This window comes from Phytobacter massiliensis JC163 (genome assembly GCF_000321045.1).
Classification (GTDB): Bacteria; Pseudomonadota; Gammaproteobacteria; order Enterobacterales; family Enterobacteriaceae; genus Phytobacter_A; species Phytobacter_A massiliensis.
This window is the reverse complement of record NZ_HE578946.1, coordinates 296,569-315,395: the sequence shown is the minus strand read 5'-3', so window position 1 is coordinate 315,395 and position 18,827 is coordinate 296,569. Positions and strand designations below refer to the sequence as shown.

18 protein-coding genes are annotated in these 18,827 nt (G+C 55.3%); 8 read left to right on the top strand and 10 right to left on the bottom strand.

Going from position 1 to position 18,827, the window contains the following annotated elements; all coding sequences use genetic code 11:
* Positions 1-634 precede the first annotated feature (634 nt).
* A complete protein-coding gene (locus ENTHG_RS11920) occupies positions 635-1,675 on the top strand; it encodes an aldo/keto reductase (protein WP_044179943.1) in 1,041 nt (346 codons plus the stop codon).
* A gap of 97 nt (positions 1,676-1,772) precedes the next feature.
* Here the strand turns inward: ENTHG_RS11920 and ENTHG_RS11915 are convergent, their stop codons facing one another.
* Together ENTHG_RS11915 and ENTHG_RS11910 are read right to left on the bottom strand one after the other, a co-directional pair.
* Positions 1,773-2,267: a TIGR00645 family protein gene (locus ENTHG_RS11915; RefSeq protein ID WP_044179942.1), complete on the bottom strand. Its 495-nt coding sequence runs from the start codon at positions 2,265-2,267 to the stop codon at positions 1,773-1,775.
* A gap of 82 nt (positions 2,268-2,349) precedes the next feature.
* Complete coding sequence (locus ENTHG_RS11910) at positions 2,350-2,856, bottom strand: ESA_00282 family adhesion-associated protein (protein ID WP_044179940.1); 507 nt, start codon at positions 2,854-2,856, stop codon at positions 2,350-2,352.
* Positions 2,857-2,959: 103 nt separating this feature from the next.
* On the opposite strand from ENTHG_RS11910, the gene ENTHG_RS11905 reads away from it, so the two are divergent.
* The gene (locus ENTHG_RS11905) at positions 2,960-3,364 is read left to right on the top strand and encodes a hypothetical protein (protein WP_044179939.1); all 405 of its coding nucleotides are present in this window, start codon (positions 2,960-2,962) and stop codon (positions 3,362-3,364) included.
* A gap of 1 nt (position 3,365) precedes the next feature.
* Positions 3,366-3,827, top strand: a complete 462-nt coding sequence (locus ENTHG_RS11900; RefSeq protein ID WP_044180695.1) for a hypothetical protein — start codon at positions 3,366-3,368, stop codon at positions 3,825-3,827.
* Here the strand turns inward: ENTHG_RS11900 and ENTHG_RS11895 are convergent.
* Entirely contained in the window at positions 3,811-5,340 is a 1,530-nt protein-coding gene (locus ENTHG_RS11895) for a glycoside hydrolase family 43 protein (protein ID WP_044179936.1), read from the bottom strand. The two genes, ENTHG_RS11900 and ENTHG_RS11895, sit on opposite strands and share 17 nt — an antisense overlap.
* A gap of 11 nt (positions 5,341-5,351) precedes the next feature.
* A complete protein-coding gene (locus ENTHG_RS11890) occupies positions 5,352-6,776 on the bottom strand; it encodes a glycoside-pentoside-hexuronide (GPH):cation symporter (protein WP_044179934.1) in 1,425 nt (474 codons plus the stop codon).
* Positions 6,777-7,055: 279 nt separating this feature from the next.
* Here ENTHG_RS11890 and ENTHG_RS11885 point away from each other — a divergent pair, with 279 nt between their 5' ends.
* Positions 7,056-7,940, top strand: a complete 885-nt coding sequence (locus ENTHG_RS11885) for an SDR family oxidoreductase (RefSeq protein ID WP_044179932.1) — start codon at positions 7,056-7,058, stop codon at positions 7,938-7,940.
* A 38-nt stretch (positions 7,941-7,978) separates the two neighbouring features.
* Here ENTHG_RS11885 and exbD read toward each other — a convergent pair whose 3' ends face one another.
* Together exbD and exbB are read right to left on the bottom strand one after the other, a co-directional pair.
* Positions 7,979-8,404 (bottom strand): TonB system transport protein ExbD, encoded by a 426-nt coding sequence (exbD, locus tag ENTHG_RS11880; RefSeq protein WP_044179930.1) that lies wholly within the window; start codon positions 8,402-8,404, stop codon positions 7,979-7,981.
* A gap of 6 nt (positions 8,405-8,410) precedes the next feature.
* Complete coding sequence (gene exbB / locus ENTHG_RS11875; RefSeq protein ID WP_044180692.1) at positions 8,411-9,145, bottom strand: tol-pal system-associated acyl-CoA thioesterase; 735 nt, start codon at positions 9,143-9,145, stop codon at positions 8,411-8,413.
* 249 nt (positions 9,146-9,394) lie between these two features.
* On the opposite strand from exbB, the gene metC reads away from it, so the two are divergent.
* Both metC and ENTHG_RS11860 read left to right on the top strand, forming a co-directional pair.
* Positions 9,395-10,582 (top strand): cystathionine beta-lyase, encoded by a 1,188-nt coding sequence (metC, locus tag ENTHG_RS11865; RefSeq protein ID WP_044179928.1) that lies wholly within the window; start codon positions 9,395-9,397, stop codon positions 10,580-10,582.
* A 127-nt stretch (positions 10,583-10,709) separates the two neighbouring features.
* Positions 10,710-11,369, top strand: coding sequence for a DedA family protein (locus ENTHG_RS11860; RefSeq protein WP_044179927.1), 660 nt, complete (start codon positions 10,710-10,712; stop codon positions 11,367-11,369).
* 53 nt (positions 11,370-11,422) lie between these two features.
* Here the strand turns inward: ENTHG_RS11860 and ENTHG_RS11855 are convergent, their stop codons facing one another.
* A complete protein-coding gene (locus ENTHG_RS11855) occupies positions 11,423-12,322 on the bottom strand; it encodes an AraC family transcriptional regulator (RefSeq protein ID WP_044179925.1) in 900 nt (299 codons plus the stop codon).
* 190 nt (positions 12,323-12,512) lie between these two features.
* Here ENTHG_RS11855 and yqhD point away from each other — a divergent pair, with 190 nt between their 5' ends.
* Together yqhD and dkgA are read left to right on the top strand one after the other, a co-directional pair.
* Entirely contained in the window at positions 12,513-13,676 is a 1,164-nt protein-coding gene (gene yqhD, locus ENTHG_RS11850) for an alcohol dehydrogenase (RefSeq protein WP_044179923.1), read from the top strand.
* A 102-nt stretch (positions 13,677-13,778) separates the two neighbouring features.
* Positions 13,779-14,606, top strand: a complete 828-nt coding sequence (gene dkgA, locus ENTHG_RS11845) for a 2,5-didehydrogluconate reductase DkgA (RefSeq protein WP_044179921.1) — start codon at positions 13,779-13,781, stop codon at positions 14,604-14,606.
* A 37-nt stretch (positions 14,607-14,643) separates the two neighbouring features.
* Here the strand turns inward: dkgA and ENTHG_RS11840 are convergent, their stop codons facing one another.
* The 3 genes from ENTHG_RS11840 to ENTHG_RS23735 form a co-directional block, all read right to left on the bottom strand.
* Complete coding sequence (locus ENTHG_RS11840; RefSeq protein WP_052332706.1) at positions 14,644-15,084, bottom strand: carboxypeptidase-like regulatory domain-containing protein; 441 nt, start codon at positions 15,082-15,084, stop codon at positions 14,644-14,646.
* Positions 15,085-15,151: 67 nt separating this feature from the next.
* Complete coding sequence (locus ENTHG_RS11835) at positions 15,152-17,305, bottom strand: YgiQ family radical SAM protein (protein ID WP_044179919.1); 2,154 nt, start codon at positions 17,303-17,305, stop codon at positions 15,152-15,154.
* 76 nt (positions 17,306-17,381) lie between these two features.
* The gene (locus ENTHG_RS23735; protein ID WP_161624525.1) at positions 17,382-18,824 is read right to left on the bottom strand and encodes a hypothetical protein; all 1,443 of its coding nucleotides are present in this window, start codon (positions 18,822-18,824) and stop codon (positions 17,382-17,384) included.
* Positions 18,825-18,827: the final 3 nt, after the last annotated feature.

The following is an 18,827-nucleotide window of genomic DNA, read 5'->3' as shown; positions in this document are numbered from 1 at the left end:
AAATAAAAATTACCAAAGAGAACTTAAATTAAGCATCATTCAAATAAAAGCGATATAACAAATGTAATTTAAACATATTTAAAAAGCTACATAAAGAAATTCAAAAATATATTAAAGGGTATTTTAAAAATAGACTTTAACCCTGCTAAAAGTTAAGTTTAGTGTGGCTAATTGTGACAGGTCAGGCAAGCTTTCCATGTCCCATCTCACCTCACAAAGCCAGATAGCACGCGGTTTGTGGGCCAGTGCACAGCTAAACAAAGTGACATTTATCACATCCTGATAATTGAGATGGCGTGCATTCTCTTAATATTCATTGAAAGCGGGGAAATAGGCGCGCGCTGTGTCATCCTACAGAATATTTAATGGGTTAAGCGCCGCTACATCAGAATTTTCTCAGAAAAGTTGCGCATCACGGGCAATATTTAAGCCCTATGTAAGGCCATGCGCTGAAACAGCAAACCCACAATTGAAATAATAACGCTTATAAACCATCCACCCTTTAACGCTGACGAATTTTAACCTGACTTTGCGAAGCGGTACGCAAGTCCGGCATCTGTGGCTTGTTGGACGCTGCTGACGCGTTAAAATAGAAACAGCGTTTCAAACTTACATTGATAAGAAAGGAGACATCATGCCCTGGTTCGCCAGTCCTGCTCGTTATGAGCACATGCAGTATCGTTACTGCGGTAAAAGCGGCCTGCGCTTGCCTGCACTGTCGCTGGGGCTGTGGCACAGCTTCGGCCACGGCCACGCGCTTGATTCACAGCGCGCGCTGCTGCGTACCGCTTTTGATTTAGGCATTACCCATTTTGACCTCGCTAACAACTACGGGCCGCCGCCGGGCAGCGCCGAGGAAAATTTTGGCCGCCTGCTGCGGGAAGATTTTGCCGCCTATCGTGATGAACTGATCATCTCCACCAAAGCAGGTTATGACATGTGGCCCGGTCCTTATGGCTCCGGCGGCTCGCGTAAATATCTGCTCGCCAGTCTGGATCAGAGCCTTAAGCGTATGGGGCTGGACTATGTCGACATTTTCTATTCCCACCGGGTAGATGAAAACACCCCGATGGAAGAGACGGCGGCGGCGCTGGCGCAGGCGGTGCAGAGCGGTAAAGCGCTGTACGTCGGCATCTCCTCCTACTCCACCGAGCGCAGCCAGGCGATGGCCGATCTGCTGCGTGAATGGAAGGTTCCGCTACTGATCCACCAGCCGTCCTATAATCTGCTCAACCGCTGGGTGGATAAAACCGGCCTGCTGGATACGCTGGAAGCGAACGGCGTTGGCTGTATCGCCTTTACCCCGCTGGCTCAGGGTCTGCTGACCGGTAAATACCTCAACGGTATTCCGCAAGGGTCGCGTATGGAGACGGAAGGCAAAAAAGCGCGCGGACTGACTGAAAATATGCTGACCGAGGCCAACCTCAATAGCCTGCGGCTGCTCAATGAGATGGCGACCGCCCGCGGCCAGTCAATGGCCCAGATGGCGTTGAGCTGGCTGCTGAAAGATTCACGCGTCACCTCCGTGCTGATCGGCGCAAGCCGTCCTGAACAGTTAGAGGAAAATGTGAAGGCGTTAGCCAACCTCTCTTTCAGCGCGGATGAGCTGGCGCAGATTGATAAACATGTGGCAGACGGCGAACTGAACCTCTGGCAGGCTTCATCAGATAAGTAACACAACGGCGCATCCGGTATTCCCGGATGCGGCTACGCCTTATCCGGGCTACTTGTTGGGCGTAGCCCGGGTAAGCAGCGCAGCAAAGCTTAATAAATCAATGCTTGCCGCGCGTCAGGCGGTCAAGATAACCCATCACAAAAGCGGACAGCACAAACGTCAGGTGGATAATCACGTACCACATCAGCTTATTATCGGGGACGTTCTTCGCGTCCATAAAGACCCGCAGCAAATGGATGGATGAGATAGCCACAATGGACGCGGCCACTTTGTTTTTCAGCGAGGTGGCGTCCATTTTCCCCAGCCAGCTCAGCTTCTCTTTATGGGCGGCAATATCCAGCTGTGAAACAAAGTTTTCATAGCCGGAGAACATCACCATTACCAGCAGGCCGCCGACCAGCGTCATATCGACCAGCGACAGAAGCGTCAGAATAAGGTCTGCTTCGGCCATGGTGAAAATGTTGGGCAGAACGTGAAAAATCTCCTGAAAAAATTTGACCGTCAGCGCCAGCAGCGCAAGCGACAACCCAAAGTAAACCGGGGCAAGCAACCAGCGCGAGGCGTACATTGCGTTTTCCAGAAAGCGTTCCATAGAGTCCTTGCTGTTAACTAAACCGGCGGTCAGTATAACTCAGCCAGGCAAAGAATTTGCAACACTAAACCAACATAACTGCCTACACTTCCGCCGGGTCAACCTGCGGGCGCTGGTACTCTGGCCACACCAGCACCACCAGTTCAGGATAGGCCTCCATGCTGAACTCACGGAAACACTGTCGCAGATTGAGCACGTCCAGATCGGAGTGCAGCACCTTTTCACCGTTCAGACAGCGTTTCTTTATATTGTCGTAATATTTGTACACGGCAGAATTGAGATCGCTACAGCGCCGCTGAGCTTCGAATAAGCCTGGAACGCTATTAATTTCCGCCATGTTCATGCGTTTTATTGTCGCATGTAAAAAGTCAATATATTCGTGATTAACCCGCCAGTACCATACCGGCGTAATCACGTTCATTAGCATCGAAAAATGGTCTTCACCTTCCTCTTTAGACAAAGGTTTGGCTGGTTGCGGCGGAGTGTCGGTTTCGTCAACCAGCGGCTTTTTATTGTTTTCGCGCATCAATAAAAGCACCCCACCGGTCAACAGCAATAAAATCAAGACAGAATAATAAATACTGTTCATGTGCAGGCTCCATTTTTTTTGATTTTAAAAGTGCGCCATGATATTGTCAACGGAACTCACGCCTGGATCATTCCTACCTCGTTGAAATTAAAGGATATTAGAAATGCTGCCCGAGAATCTGGTCCCGGCTCGCTTTCACATTTCCGCTGCGGAAACGAAACCGGAAGAAGCAGAAAAAGACAATAATTTAGCTCAGGGAAAAAGATCGCTCTCCGATTATGCCAGCGACATATTAGCCAACGCCAGACCTGGCGGGCAATCACGCAATATGTTGCTTGAGGAGCGCGACCGGCATATTAAAGATCGTTTATTTCGCGTAGTTAAAATCGAGGCTTTCGCCCGGCTACTCAACGATTTGCAGGCCGAGGGCGAAATCGATGCTCAGGCACTAAGTCAAATAATCGCTGAAAAAACCCAACAAATTAATGATGCCGGTAATGAAATTTGGCTTAATCTCATTACCCGGGAAAAAACTGGGCCTTTGTTTTATAAACTGGAGGATGAATAACGTGAAGGAGATAGATAATAACAACGTTTATTTAGCTTTAGATAATCACAAAAGCGATGAATTTATCTTAAAGCAGAATCTTGACGTATTAATCCAGACAAAAAACGCCACCATTCAGCGTATCGCCCATGAGCTTATCTCCATTCCCGCCGCCCTTGTCAGGCTGAAATGGCAGAACCGGCGGGAAATTTACGCCTACCAGGTGAAAGAAGAAATTTACGGCGCGACGATTAACGCCATCACGCAGCAGCACCCCGAACTGCGGGATAAAATCATGGCGCGGCTGGAAGCCCATTATCAGCACATCCTGGCGCGGGAAGTGGCCACGCTGCGCATCAGCCGCAAGCTGGCCGAGGGGGGCTTTCGCACCGCCAGCGTCACCACCGTCGCGCTGGAAGAAGATCTCGCCACCCTGGATGTGGCGAGCGCTCCTGCCAGCCCTGCGGCTAATCCGCCACGTTAAAGTGGCTAAAGCGGCATACCCCCCCGGCGTTGACGCCAGGCGCGGCGGCAAAGAGGCCGACTTTCGCGCCAACCCACTTCCCTTTACCGGCAGCAAAAGGACGGTTCACGGTACGCCACTCCCCCTCATCGTTTTCGCGCCAGGCAAAATGACAGATTCCCCCCTCTTTAACCTCAACGCGCAAAGCGCAGGTGGACGCGCGCAGCGGCTCAAGCGGCTGGCGAGTCTGCAGAACATGCCCGGCATCGGTCATCCAGCCGTAGAGATAAACAAGCCAGCAGGCGTCTTCCCGCTTTTCCAGCGTTAGCGCCGCATAGCGTTCGCCATAAATAATCAGCCCGCCAGCATCCCCGTCCTGTTCGGCCTGGAGCGAAAGCCGGGTCATCGCGCTAAAGCGTAAGGCCGGGAATTTTTGCAGCAGCAGGTGCGCCGCGCCGTACAGCACGCCATCGCCGTAGCGAACCGGCAGAGGCGTACAGCGCAGGCTAAGCCCTGATGCGCTCTCCACCAGCCAGTCGGCGCGGGGCCGGGCCTGCCACTGCCATTGCAGCCCGTACTTACCGCTGGCGAATTCATCGCTGGTTTGTGGCTGGCAGGTTGCGTAATGCTCCGCGCCTACCGCCGGACGACGCCAGCGCAGCACCGGCTGGCCCGTACCGCTGTCGTCGCGCTGTTCGCCGATGCGCGGCCAGCCGTCATCCCCCCACCACATCGGCTGCAGGTGAACCACGCGGCCATAGAGATGGGCATCCTGAAAATGGACAAACCAGCACTCACCGTTATCGAGCTCGACCCAGCCTCCCTGATGAGGGCCATTAATTGCCGTTTGCCCCTGAAAAAGCACGTTCTTCACTTCCCACGGCCCGGCCATTGTGCGGGCGCGCAGAACCGACTGCCAGCCCGACTCCACCCCGCCCGCAGGGGCAAAAATATAGTAATAGCCCTGCCGTTTATAGAGCTTCGGCCCTTCCAGGGTGGGCAGATCGCAGGTACCGTCATAGATGATTTTGCCCTCGCCGAGCAGGCTGCGGCCATCGGGCGTCATTTCGAACAGCTGGAGCTGATGCTTGATGCCGCTGCGGCTTTGGGCAAAAGCATGCACCAGCCAGGCGCGACCGTCGTCATCCCATAACGGGCAGGGGTCGATCCAGCCCTTGGCTTCAACCACACAGTGGGGCTCGCTCCATTCGCCCCACGGGTCGGCGGTGTGACACATAAAAATGCCTTCGTCCGGGGTGCTGAAAAAGATCCAGAACCGATCATCATGAACGCGTAATGAAGGAGCCCACACCCCCTTCCCCGGCTGAACGTATTCATACCCCGGCAGGTTTAACGCCGGGATGGCATGGTTGATAATCTGCCAGTGCACCAGATCGGTCGAGTGCAAAACAGGCAGCCCCGGCATATGGTTAAAGCTGGACGACACCATAAAAAAATCGTTACCGACACGAACGATATCCGGGTCCGAATAGTCGGCGCAGAGAATAGGGTTCTGATAAAATTCGCTGTTCATCTCTTTTCTCCTCAGGCTTTAGAGGGAGCGCTGGCAGCCACCGGCACCGACTCTGGCTCCATGGCGTGCGCCTGCTGGCGGGCGGCCAAATCGCGCTGGATGGTTTCCATGGTTTTATCATCGAGCTTATAGAAGCGGGCCAGCCACCACAGCAGCAGGTACGAGAGAGAAGGCCCGAGCGTCAACAGGCTGATAATGCCGGTTGTCGCCAGCGGCGTCTGCTCCGCCACGCCGGCCTGATAGCCGAATAACCCCAGTGAAAAGCCCACCACGGCCCCTGCTACCGCCATACCCATTTTTAGCGCGAATAAATTTCCTGAATAGATAAGCCCGGTACTGCGGCGGCCAAATTTCCATTCGCCGTAGTCGGCGGAGTTCGCCATCATATTCCATTTAAACGGCTGGTACATTTGATGGAAAAAGCCAACAAGGAAATAGAGCGGGAACACCACCGGCAGCCAGGTCGGCGGAACGAAAAACATAATCACGCCCACCGCCACCAGCAGCAGGTTAATATTTTTAAATAACGAGACGGCGCGATACCGTTTCGCCAGATAGCCCGCGACAATACTGCCGATAATTGTGCCCACCACGCTTGTGGAAACAAATGCGGATTTCATTGCCGTACCGGCAGCGGAATTAACGCCGCCCATCATTAAATAGGTTGCGTAATAGAGCGTCGCCGCGCTGCGCATGACCCCCGCCATGCTGGAAAAGAAGGTGATAACCGCCACAATACGCCACTGGTCATTAGCCAGTAAAAAGCGCAGGTCTTCACGAATTGAGCTTTGTGTATCAATAGCGGGCTGGACCCTTTCCCGGGTTGAGAAAAAGCAAAACGCCAGCATCGCCACCGCAATAACACCCATGATTGCCATGGTGGCCTGAAAACCAAACTGTTTATTCTCTTTGCCAAGCCAGTCGACCAGGAACAGGGTCGCCACCGAGACTAGCAGCCCCGCGAGCGAGGAGATAGTAAAGCGGTACGCCTGTGCTGAAAGGCGGTCTTTTTCATCGCGGGTAATCACGCCGCCCAGCGCGCAGTAAGGAATATTGATAAAGGTGTAGCAAAGCATTAAAAGCGTATAGGTAATGTAGGCGTAAATTAATTTGCCCGAGGCGCCGAATTCCGGGGTGGTAAAGGTCATCACCGCCAGCACGGCATAAGGAATCGCAAACCAGATAAGCCACGGGCGAAAATGGCCCCAGCGCGTTTTTACCCGGTCTGCGACAATGCCTGTCAGCGGGTCGGTTATTGCATCTAAAATACGGGTGACTAAAAACATTACGCCCACCGCCGCAGCGGACAGGCCATAAATATCGGTATAAAACCAGGTCAGAAACATCGTCACGGAAGAATAGACAATCCCGCAGGCCGCATCGCCCATACCAAAACCCAGTTTTTCTGCAACGGACAACCGGTGGTTATTTTCCACGATTTCATCCTCTTAAATAATGGCGTCGTCAGGAACGATAAGAGGATCTCCCCCCCTGGGCTATTGCTAAAATTCATTTCAATTTTACGTTTTTTATTAAATGCGAAAGTTGTCACACAACCGTGCAAATTGGTAAGACAGGGAACAAGAGGTTATAAACCAGATGAGTTTCCCCACGGCTCAGGCTGGCCTTTTTCTAAGGATAATCCTGGTTTACCCGCAAACACGCGGCAGTTATGACTACCCTTAATGTATGTTCAACCAAAAGGGAGACGCATAATGCCTAATCTCAACGACCCAACAACTCAGTATTACACCGGTGAATATCCGAAGCAGAAGCAGCCCGCGCCAGGGGTGCAGGCTAAAATGACGCCGGTGCCGGATTGTGGTGAGAAGAGTTATCAGGGCCGTGATCGTCTTACCGGCCGTAAGGCGCTGGTGACAGGGGGCGATTCGGGTATTGGCCGCGCTGCGGCGATTGCCTACGCCCGTGAAGGCGCGGATGTCGCCATCAACTACCTGCCTGCCGAAGAGGAAGATGCGCAGGAAGTGAAAGCGCTGATCGAAGCCTGTGGCCGTAAAGCGGTGCTGCTGCCCGGCGATTTAAGTAATGAAGCTTTTGCCCGCTCACTGGTTCATGACGCGCACAAGGCGCTGGGCGGGCTGGATATCCTGGCGCTGGTTGCCGGCAGGCAGACCGCGGTTGAGGAAATCAGCGAGCTGAGCAGCGAACAGTTCCAGCACACGTTTACCGTTAACGTCTTTGCGCTGTTCTGGATAACCCAGGAAGCGTTGCCGCTGCTGCCGGCGGGAGCGAGTATTATCACCACCTCCTCCATTCAGGCCTATCAGCCGAGCCCGCATCTGCTGGATTACGCGGCAACAAAAGCGGCCATTCTTAACTACAGCCGTGGCCTGGCAAAGCAGGTTGCGGAGAAAGGTATTCGGGTGAATATCGTCGCCCCAGGCCCCATCTGGACCGCGCTGCAAATTTCCGGCGGTCAGCCGCAGGAGAAACTGCCGCAGTTTGGGCAGCAGACGCCAATGAAGCGCGCAGGTCAGCCTGCCGAGCTGGCGCCCATCTATGTTTACCTGGCGAGTGAAGAATCAAGCTACGTGACTGCAGAAGTGCACGGCGTGTGCGGCGGGGAACATTTAGGCTAGATATATACCCGGTGGCGCATCGCCACCGGGCTTTAGGGTTACTTCGCTTTCGCGTTTTCTTCCCCAACGAGACCAATCTTGAGATAGCCGGCCTGACGCAGGCTGTCCATCACTTTCATCATGGTGGCGTAATCGACCGTTTTGTCGGCGCGGAAAAAGATCGTGGTATCTTTTTTGCCTTCGGTCGCCGCGTCCAGCTGACCAATCATGGTCTCTTCCGTCACCGGATCGTTACCCACAAACAGGCTGTTGTCGGCTTTAACGGAAAGGTAAATCGGCTTTTCCGGGCGCGGCTGCGGCTGGCTGGAGGATGCGGGCAGATTGACCTTAACGTCAACCGTCGCCAGCGGCGCAGCCACCATAAAGATAATCAGCAGAACCAGCATGACGTCGATAAACGGCGTCACGTTGATTTCATGCATTTCGCCGTTATCGTCCAGATTTTCATTAAGACGCATTGCCATGGAGCGTTAACCTAAGCGTAGTTTCTGAGCATTATGAACTGGCTTTACCGATGCGCTGGCGGCCAGATCGAGGTCACGGCTCTGCAGCAGCAGAACCTGGGCGGCAACGTCGCCAAGTGTCGCTTTGTAACCGCCAATCATGCGGGCAAAGATGTTGTAGATGACAACGGCAGGGATTGCCGCGATAAGGCCAATAGCGGTCGCCAGCAGCGCTTCGGCAATGCCCGGCGCAACCACTGCAAGGTTGGTGGTCTGGGTCTGGGCGATACCGATAAAGCTGTTCATGATGCCCCAGACCGTACCAAACAGCCCGACAAACGGCGAAATAGCGCCAATCGTCGCCAGATAGCCGTTGCCACGCCCCATATAGCGGCCTGTTGCAGCAACGCGACGCTCAAGACGGAAACCGGTACGCTCTTTGATGCCTTCGTTGTCTTCGCTGCCAGCCGAAAGCTCCAGCTCGTTCTGCGCCTCATTGATAAGCTGCGCGCTGAGGCTACGGGCGTGAAAACCCGCAGCGATTTCAGAAGCCTGGTTCAGCGAGCGGGCTTCCGCCAGCTGCTGCTGTTCACGCTTGAGGCGGCGCTTGTGGCCAAGCATTTCTGCGCTTTTGCTAAAGAAAATAGCCCAGGTGATGACTGATGCCAGGATCAACCCGATCATCACAATCTTTACTACGATGTCGGCATGTTGATACATACCCAGGACGGAGAGATCCGTCTGCATCAAATTGTTACCCACTCTCATCTCCACGACGCAAATCACAAAATCTGAGCATAATAATATCAAAACATCATCGAATTGATAGTCGTTCTCATTAGTATTTACATACTGCATGAATATCCCCTCTTTTTCCTTGCGCTTACGCAGTAAAAAAGTACCGTTGGCGAATATTCATAAAATTTTCTGCTTTATCTCCGCAGCGCCAGTACACGCTCTGTTAATCATGGTAGTCTGGACGTCCAGACGTATAAAAACAGGTTGACTACTATGACGGCGAAGCATATCGATACGGCGCTGGTAAATGCCGGGCGCAGCAAGAAATATACTCAGGGTTCAGTCAATAGCGTGATTCAGCGCGCTTCCTCATTGGTGTTCGACACGGTAGAAGCGAAAAAACAGGCCACGCGCAACCGGGCGAAGGGGGGGCTGTTCTACGGGCGTCGCGGTACGTTGACCCATTTTTCTTTGCAGGAGGCGATGTGTGAGCTGGAAGGCGGTGCGGGCTGCGCCCTCTTCCCCTGCGGCGCGGCGGCGGTGGCGAATACGATTCTGGCGTTTGTTGAGCAGGGCGACCACGTGCTGATGACCAACACGGCCTATGAGCCAAGTCAGGACTTCTGCACCAAAATTCTGGCAAAGCTGGGGGTAACGACCAGCTGGTTCGACCCGATGATCGGCGCGGATATTGCCCGTCTGGTGCGGCCTGAAACCAGAGTGGTCTTTCTCGAGTCCCCCGGCTCCATCACCATGGAGGTGCATGACATCCCCGCCATCGTCAGCGCGGTCAGACGCGTTGCCCCCGAGGCGATCATTATGATCGACAATACATGGGCGGCGGGCGTGCTGTTCAAAGCCCTCGATTTCGGTATCGATGTCTCGATACAGGCCGCTACCAAATACCTGATTGGCCATTCCGATGGCATGATCGGCACCGCGGTCGCCAACGCCCGCTGCTGGGACCAGCTGCGGGAGAATGCCTACCTGATGGGGCAGATGGTGGACGCCGATACCGCCTATATGACCAGCCGCGGCCTGCGCACCCTTGGCGTACGCCTGCGCCAGCACCATGAAAGTAGCCTGCAAGTGGCGCAGTGGCTGGCCGCCCATCCGCAGGTTGAGCGGGTCAATCATCCGGCGCTGCCCGGCAGTAAAGGCCATGAATTCTGGCAACGCGACTTTACCGGCAGTAGCGGGCTGTTCTCGTTTGTCCTGCGTAAGCGGCTAAATGAAAAAGAGCTGGCGGACTATCTCGACCATTTTACGCTGTTCAGCATGGCCTACTCCTGGGGCGGCTATGAGTCACTGATTCTGGCGAACCAGCCGGAAGAGATCGCCGCCATCCGCCCGGCGGGTGAAGTGGATTTCACAGGCACGCTGGTGCGCGTACATATTGGTTTAGAAAATGTTGAAGATCTGATCGAGGATTTAGCGGCAGGGTTCCAGCGTATCGTCTAAATTTAAAGGCAGAGGAAATTGTGCCGACGCCAGCGGATTACTCTGTATTTATTGCGCCCGCGATCAAGGTGTTTCGGGCAATAAGGGAGTACAATAGTTCTTTCTACGCGGTACCACAGGAAAGCCCATGGCTGTAATTCACGATATTATCGCTGCGCTCTGGCAACATGACTTTGCGGCGCTGGCGAATCCCCACGTTGTAGGCGTTGTCTATCTCGTGATGTTTGCCACCCTCTTTCTGGAAAACGGCTTGCTTCCTGCTTCGTTTCTGCCCGGCGACAGCCTGCTGTTGCTGGCAGGCGCACTGATTGCCCGCGGCTGCATGGATTACATCTCCACGGTGGCGATTTTGACCTCTGCCGCCAGCCTCGGCTGCTGGGTAAGCTATTTGCAGGGGCGCTGGCTTGGCAATACGCGGGTGGTGAAAGGCTGGCTGGCGCAGCTGCCGGAAAAATATCATCAGCGGGCCACCTGCATGTTTGACCGTCACGGTCTGCTGGCGCTGCTGGTTGGCCGCTTCCTCGCCTTTGTGCGAACCCTGCTGCCAACGATGGCGGGCATCTCGGGCTTATCCAGCCGTCGCTTCCAGCTGTTCAACTGGCTGAGCGGTCTGCTGTGGGTCGGTCTGGTGACGTCGTTGGGCTACGCCATCAGCATGATCCCGTTCGTTAAGCACCACGAAGACCAGGTGATGACCTTCCTGATGATCCTGCCGGTGTTCCTGCTGGTCGCCGGGCTGCTGGGCACGCTAGTGGTGGTGGTGAAGAAGAAGTACTGCAATAGCTGACAGTTTCTGCCTGTTCCCGGATGCGGCGCTGCCTTATCCGGGCTACCCCAACGCTACATTCCCTGTATAGTGCGGATCCTTGCCGCATCTTCGCCCGGCGTCACGCCAAAGTAGCGCTTAAACTCCCGGCTGAACTGCGACGGGCTTTCATAGCCCACGCGGATTGCCGCCGCGCTGGCTTTCATCCCGTCATGAATCATCAGAATACGCGCCTTATGCAGGCGGTAGGTTTTCAGATATTGCAGAGGGGAAGTGCTGGTGACCGATTTAAAGTTATGATGAAAAGCCGACACGCTCATATTGGCCTCGGCGGCCAGCTGGTCCACGCTGAGGTTTTCGGTGTACTGGCTTTCAATCCGCTTAAGCACCCGGCTGATTAAACTAAAGTGGGTCTGGCGGCTGACCAGCGCCAGTAGCGCCCCGCCGCGCGGGCCTGTCAGCACATGGTAAAGCAATTCACGAATAATCTGTTTCCCCAGTATGCGGGCGTCCAGCGGACGCTCCATCACATCCAGCAGTCGCTCGGCGGCGCAGAGAATTTCATCAGAAAGGGTGGCGGAGTTGATGCCGCTTGCCGCCACCGAGGGCTGAAAGTGTTCATCCTCGCCAATGTCCATCAACAGCTCCTGCAGCTGCAGAATGTCAACGTTAAGCCGCAGCCCGGCCAGCGGAACTGCCGGGGTGGCAAAGGTTTCACACTCAAACGGCAGCGGAACGGTGAGCAGCAGATAGGCATTGGCATCGTAGCGAAACACCCTATCGTTAATGTAACCAATTTTATGGCCGGAAAAGAGAAATACGATCCCCGGCTGGTACATCACCGGCGTGCGGGTCCCCGGCTGCGTGCCGTACAGCAGGCGGATATCCGGCAGCAGCGAACTGAGATGATTTTCATTATTTTTCAGTAGTTTTATTTTATGGGTAAGCTGCTGGCAAATTTCGTTACGATTCATAGCGCGCCGCTCCGGCTGGTTTTTTCAACCCTTATAGTGTGCATATTCAGATGACGTTTCTCCAGCAGGATGGAGAAACAGGCAAGACATTGACAGGAATGTGCATTGAGAGCGGGCCGCCGTGGGCTGACAATGTTCCCCATCGGGCAGAGTACTGCCCACTGTTGTTAAACCATAAAGGGAACGAGCAATGAACAACTTTACTCTCCATACCCCGACCCGCATTCTGTTTGGCAAAGGCGCGATTGCCGATCTGCGCGCGCAGATCCCCGCGGACGCCCGCGTTCTGATTACTTACGGCGGCGGCAGCGTGAAGAAAAACGGCGTGCTGGACCAGGTCTACAGCGCGCTGGAAGGGCTGAGCGTGCAGGAGTTTGGCGGCATTGAACCGAACCCCTCTTACGAAACGCTGATGAACGCGGTGAAGATTGCCCGTGAAGATAACATCACCTTCCTGCTGGCGGTGGGCGGCGGCTCGGTGCTCGACGGCACCAAATTCATCGCCGCGGCGGCGCACTACGCCGAAGGGGTCGACCCGTGGGAAATTCTGCAAACCTCCGGCAGCAAAATCAGCAGCGCCATCCCGATGGGTTCCGTGCTGACGCTGCCCGCTACCGGCTCGGAATCCAATAAGGGCGCGGTGATTTCCCGTAAAACCACCGGCGATAAGCAGGCGTTCCACTCGCCGTTTGTACAGCCGGTTTTTGCCGTGCTGGACCCGGTTTACACCTATACCCTGCCGCCGCGCCAGGTGGCGAATGGCGTGGTCGACGCCTTTGTGCATACCGTTGAGCAGTATGTCACTTACCCGGTTAACGGCAAAATTCAGGACCGCTTCGCCGAAGGCATTCTGCTGACGCTTATCGAAGAAGGCCCGAAAGCGTTGCAGGAGCCGGAAAATTACGATGTGCGCGCCAACGTGATGTGGGCGGCGACGCAGGCGCTGAACGGCCTGATTGGCGCAGGGGTGCCGCAGGACTGGGCGACCCATATGCTGGGCCACGAACTGACCGCCATGCACGGGCTGGATCACGCCCAGACCCTGGCGGTGGTGCTGCCTGCGCTGTGGAATGAAAAACGCGATACCAAACGCGCCAAGCTGCTGCAGTACGCCGAACGCGTCTGGAACATTACCGAGGGCAGCGACGACCAGCGTATCGACGCGGCTATCGAAGCCACCCGCGGTTTCTTCGAGCAAATGGGCGTGCCGACGCGGCTGTCCGGCTACGGTCTTGATGGCAGTTCTATCCCGGCGCTGCTGGCGAAACTGGACGAACACGGCATGACAAAACTTGGCGAACATCAGGACATTACCCTTGATGTCAGCCGTCGCATTTACGAAGCGGCGCGCTAAGCTTTTTGCTCCTCTTCCTTTCGTTTTTGCGCTTTTCGTCCAGAATTAATGCACACAACCTTACCGGGATACGTCCCGGTAAGCTCATAAAAGGAGGAATGCATGACACATCCAACCGTGATTAAGCTTGCAGACGGCAGCATGATGCCGCAGCTGGGTCTTGGCGTGTGGAAAGCGGGCAATGAAGAGGTCGTTTCCGCCATTCATAAAGCGCTGGAAGTCGGCTATCGCTCCATCGATACCGCTGCGGCCTACAAAAACGAAGAGGGCGTCGGTACGGCGTTAAAAAGCGCGGGACTGGCGCGCGATGAGCTGTTTATCACCACCAAGCTGTGGAACGACGACCAGAAGCGCCCTCGTGAGGCGCTGCAGGAGAGCCTGGACAAGCTGCAACTCGATTATGTGGATCTCTACCTGATGCACTGGCCAGTACCGGCGATTGACCACTACGTCGAGGCGTGGAAAGGGATGATCGAACTGCAACAGCAGGGGCTGGTGAAGAGCATCGGTGTCTGTAACTTCCAGATCCACCATCTGCAGAAGATTATTGATGAGACAGGCGTTACCCCAGTGGTCAATCAGATAGAGCTGCACCCGCTGATGCAGCAGCGCCAGCTTCACGCCTGGAATGCGACCCATAAAATCCAGACCGAATCCTGGAGCCCGCTGGCCCAGGGGGGCGAAGGGGTATTCGACCAGAAGATTATCCGCACCCTCGCGGACAAGTACGGCAAAACCCCGGCGCAGGTGGTGATACGCTGGCATCTGGATAGCGGGCTGGTGGTGATTCCGAAATCGGTTACGCCCTCGCGCATTGCCGAGAACTTTGACGTCTGGGATTTCCGTCTGGATAAAGACGAAATGGCGGAAATCGCTAAACTGGAGCAGGGAAAACGGCTTGGCCCGGACCCGGATCAGTTTGGCGGCTGATAAGCTCAAGGCCCGGCATCCGTTGCCGGGCTTTTTTTTACTTCGTTTCCTGCTGGCAGATATCCGCATCCCCGGTCTGCGGGTCCGGCGTTTGCTGCGACGGCGGTAGCGTACAGACCACGCGCATCCCGGCAGGCCCGCCGCCGTAAGGCCCGCTCAGACCGTAAGAGAGCAGAACATTATACCGCTGCCCCCTGGCGCTGATATCCAGCCGCGACATGTTGATCTTATCAATGGGGCCGATGGGCAGGAAAAATGACCACTCGTGGTCGGCGGTGAAAGCGAAACGGCCCGCGCTATCCGAAACCGTGCTGGCCAGCGGCTTGTAGCTTTCCAGCACAATCTCCGCCCCCGCCACCGGTTGTCCGTGGCTGTCCAGCAGCCGCCCTTCTACCTGCGGTCGGGACTGGGTATAAGCGACGCAGCCGCTGAGCAACAGCGCCGCCAGCAGCGTGAACGCACGATAACGTTTTGCCATCTCTCTTTCCCTGATATGGGTTAACCAACAGATTCCCGGATGCGCTTCGCTTATCCGGGAACCTGACCTACCTGGCCTTGCGCTTAACGCCGTTCTGGCGCTGATGCACGATGGGCGTGTGTTTGGTCAGCGCCGGACGGGTGTTGCGGTTCTGACGACGCGCCTCACGCATCTCTTCAATTGTCGGTGCCGGTACCAGGCAGTCGCGGCGACCGCCAATCAGGTGCTTTTTACCCATATCTTCCAGCGCCTGGCGGATCAGCGGCCAGTTGGCCGGATCGTGATAGCGCAGCAGCGCTTTGTGCAGACGGCGCTGTTTATCGCCCTTCGGCACCACCACCTCTTCGCTCTTGTAGCCAATCTTACCCAGCGGGTTCTTACCGGTGTAATACATGGTGGTTGAGTTCGCCAGCGGCGACGGATAGAAGTTCTGCACCTGATCGAGACGGAAGCGGTGGCGTTTGAGCCACAGCGCCAGGTTTACCATGTCTTCGTCGCGCGTACCGGGGTGCGCGGAGATGAAGTACGGGATCAGGTACTGCTCTTTGCCCGCCTGCTTCGAATAGAGGTCGAACAGCTCTTTAAAGCGGTCATAGCTACCCATGCCCGGCTTCATCATCTTCGACAGCGGCCCCTCTTCGGTGTGCTCCGGGGCAATCTTCAGGTAGCCGCCGACGTGGTGGGTCGCCAGCTCTTTAATGTAGCGCGGGTCTTCTACCGCAATGTCGTAACGTACGCCGGAGGCGATGAGGATCTTCTTGATGCCTTTCAGATCGCGGGCGCGGCGATAGAGGTTAATCGTCGGCTCGTGGTTGGTGTCCATATGCGGACAGATATCCGGGTAGACGCACGACAGGCGGCGGCAGGTCTGCTCCGCGCGCGGCGATTTGCAGCGCAGCATATACATGTTGGCCGTCGGCCCGCCAAGATCGGAGATAACCCCGGTAAAGCCCGGCACGGTATCACGAATGGCTTCGATCTCGTTGATGATTGAATCTTCCGAACGGCTCTGGATGATGCGCCCTTCGTGTTCGGTAATCGAACAGAACGAACAGCCGCCGAAGCAGCCGCGCATGATGTTGATCGAAAAGCGGATCATCTCGTATGCCGGGATACGGCTGTCGCCGTAGGCCGGGTGCGGCACGCGCTTGTACGGCAGGGCAAAGACGCTGTCCATCTCTTCGGTGGAGAGCGGGATAGCCGGCGGGTTAATCCAGATATAGCGGTCGCCGTGCTTTTGCATCAGCGCCCGCGCGCAGCCGGGGTTGGTTTCATGGTGCAGAATGCGCGAGGCGTGGGCGTAAAGCACCTTGTCACTCTTCACTTTTTCAAAGGAGGGCAGCAGTACATAGGTTTTTTCCCACGGCTTCGGGCGCGGCGGCTGCACGGTAACGGCTTTCGCCTCCTGCTTTTTCGGTGCGACCGGCTTGTTGTCGGCGCACGGCAGATCTTCGCCGTACGGATGCGGGATCGGGTCGATTTTGCCCGGCGTGTCGAGGCGGGTTGAATCTACCCCGCTCCAGCCCGGCAGCGCCTCTTTCACCATAATCGCGGTGTTACGCACGTCGCGGATCGCCGCGATCGGCTCGCCCATCGCCAGACGGTGCGCCACTTCCACCAGCGGACGCTCGCCGTTGCCGAACATCAGCATGTCGGCTTTAGAATCCACCAGCACGGAACGGCGCACGGTATCAGACCAGTAGTCGTAGTGGGCGGTACGGCGCAGGCTGGCCTCAATGCCGCCGAGGATCACCGGCACGTCTTTCCACGCCTCTTTACAGCGCTGGGTGTAGACCAGCGTGGCGCGGTCCGGGCGCTTGCCCGCCACGTTATCCGGGGTGTAGGCGTCGTCATGGCGCAGCTTACGATCCGCGGTATAGCGGTTGATCATCGAGTCCATATTGCCCGCGGTGACGCCGAAGAACAGGTTCGGTTTACCGAGGCGCATAAAGTCCTCTTTGCTGTTCCAGTCCGGCTGGGCGATGATGCCAACCCGGAAGCCCTGCGCCTCCAGCATGCGGCCGCAAATGGCCATGCCGAAGCTCGGGTGGTCGACGTAGGCGTCGCCCGTTACCAGAATGATGTCGCAGCTATCCCAGCCAAGTTGGTCCATTTCCTCACGGGACATCGGTAAAAAAGGAGCCGGGCCAAAGCAGGCCGCCCAGTATTGCGGCCAGGAAAACAGGTCACGATCCGGCTGGATCAGGGATATTGCGCTCATCTTGCTTCCGGGAAAAATGGTAAAAAAATAATCAAAAGGGCGTGGATTATAAGCCGGAACGCGCAAGAAATCGAAACTATTGTGAGTACTCGTCGTCCTCAGCAATCTGACGACCAGGCCCGCAAATTCGCCGGGTATCGAAACGCAGATGCGGCACTTTTACTATCACCTTTTCCGCCATCGCTTTTTGCTGCTGGCAGCTGAGCCCGGCATCGCTTAATGCATCGGAAAGTATGCCCCTTCGGTCCAGTGATAAATAGCGTGTGGTTTGTTCTTCTGGCAAAGCACGTTGGGCGATCATCCCACGCAATATGGGCTGCAGAATCTGGGCTGAAAGGACCTTGCTCTCCTCATTTTCTCTTACGCGTTCGAGGGCGTTTCCGAGTATTTTGCTCTCCCCATTTCTATCAACAAAGCGTTGCCAGTCAACGCTCCCGCTATTGACTATACGCTGAATAACCTCCGGTTCGGCCTCGTAGACAATGTCACTCAGTAATGTCGAATACGGGCCGCTCTGTTTTTCCAGAATTTGCGGCGTGTTGTTGATTTGCGCTATTACCTGCGGCGTTTTACCCATTATCGCCAGCGCCAGAACACTATTTTCCCGCTTTTCCGGCGGCCGATAGCGCCAGAATAATTCGATAATCGCTTTATAACGCGCGCGTAAAACCCCACGCCATGCGGCTTCATTTAATAGCTCCGGCTCTTTATCGAGTAACATTTTACTTATCAACATAAAATCGGCCTCAGCCACCGGCGAACCATTAAGCGTTATCTCTCGCAACCCACGCGCCAGTAGTCTTTGATCCTGTCGTAGAATTCGGCGATTCTTTTCCGCCTGCGCAGAGGAACCCGCCAGGGCGTCGCTAAAAAGGCGGATAGCCGTCACGTTTAACGCGTTAAACGCGGTAAAGAAGGGGGCGTTTTGCGCAGCCTGAGTGTCTGTTGCCGTCGTAAGATAGAACGGTGACTCAACGCGATCCGTCAGTAGACGGATAACTGTTTCACTCTCATCGGAGCGCAACACGGCAATATCAAGCATCTCCTCCAGAATGGCCGGATCGTCGATGGCATCGATAACCTCAGACTCTTTTCCCTTTTCAATCTGCATCAATTGCCTGTTGGCTTGCGTGCGTAAGTCGGCTTGCTGGGTGGCCGAAAAAAAGCCCGGGGAGAGTAAGTACAGGCTCAACGAAAAAATGATAATAGCCAGAATATGGCAAGCCAGACGCAGGGAAACAGCATGGCGGCGTTTATCCACCCACAGCATGACAATAAGCGAACCGGTCATGATAAGAGAGCCCAGTCCGGTTAGCGTTTTTAATAATAAGGTGATGCCTAAGCCGATGGAGGATAACCAACCACAAAAAAACGTCAGCATAAGAAACTGGGGAAGCACAACCCACAGGATGATTTTTTGCAGGCGCGGCTTTTTAAAAGAAAAGATTATCGTGCCGACAGCAATGGCTGAAAATAACCACGGCATCGCATCCTGCAAAAAGAAGATAAAAGTTTTCAATAA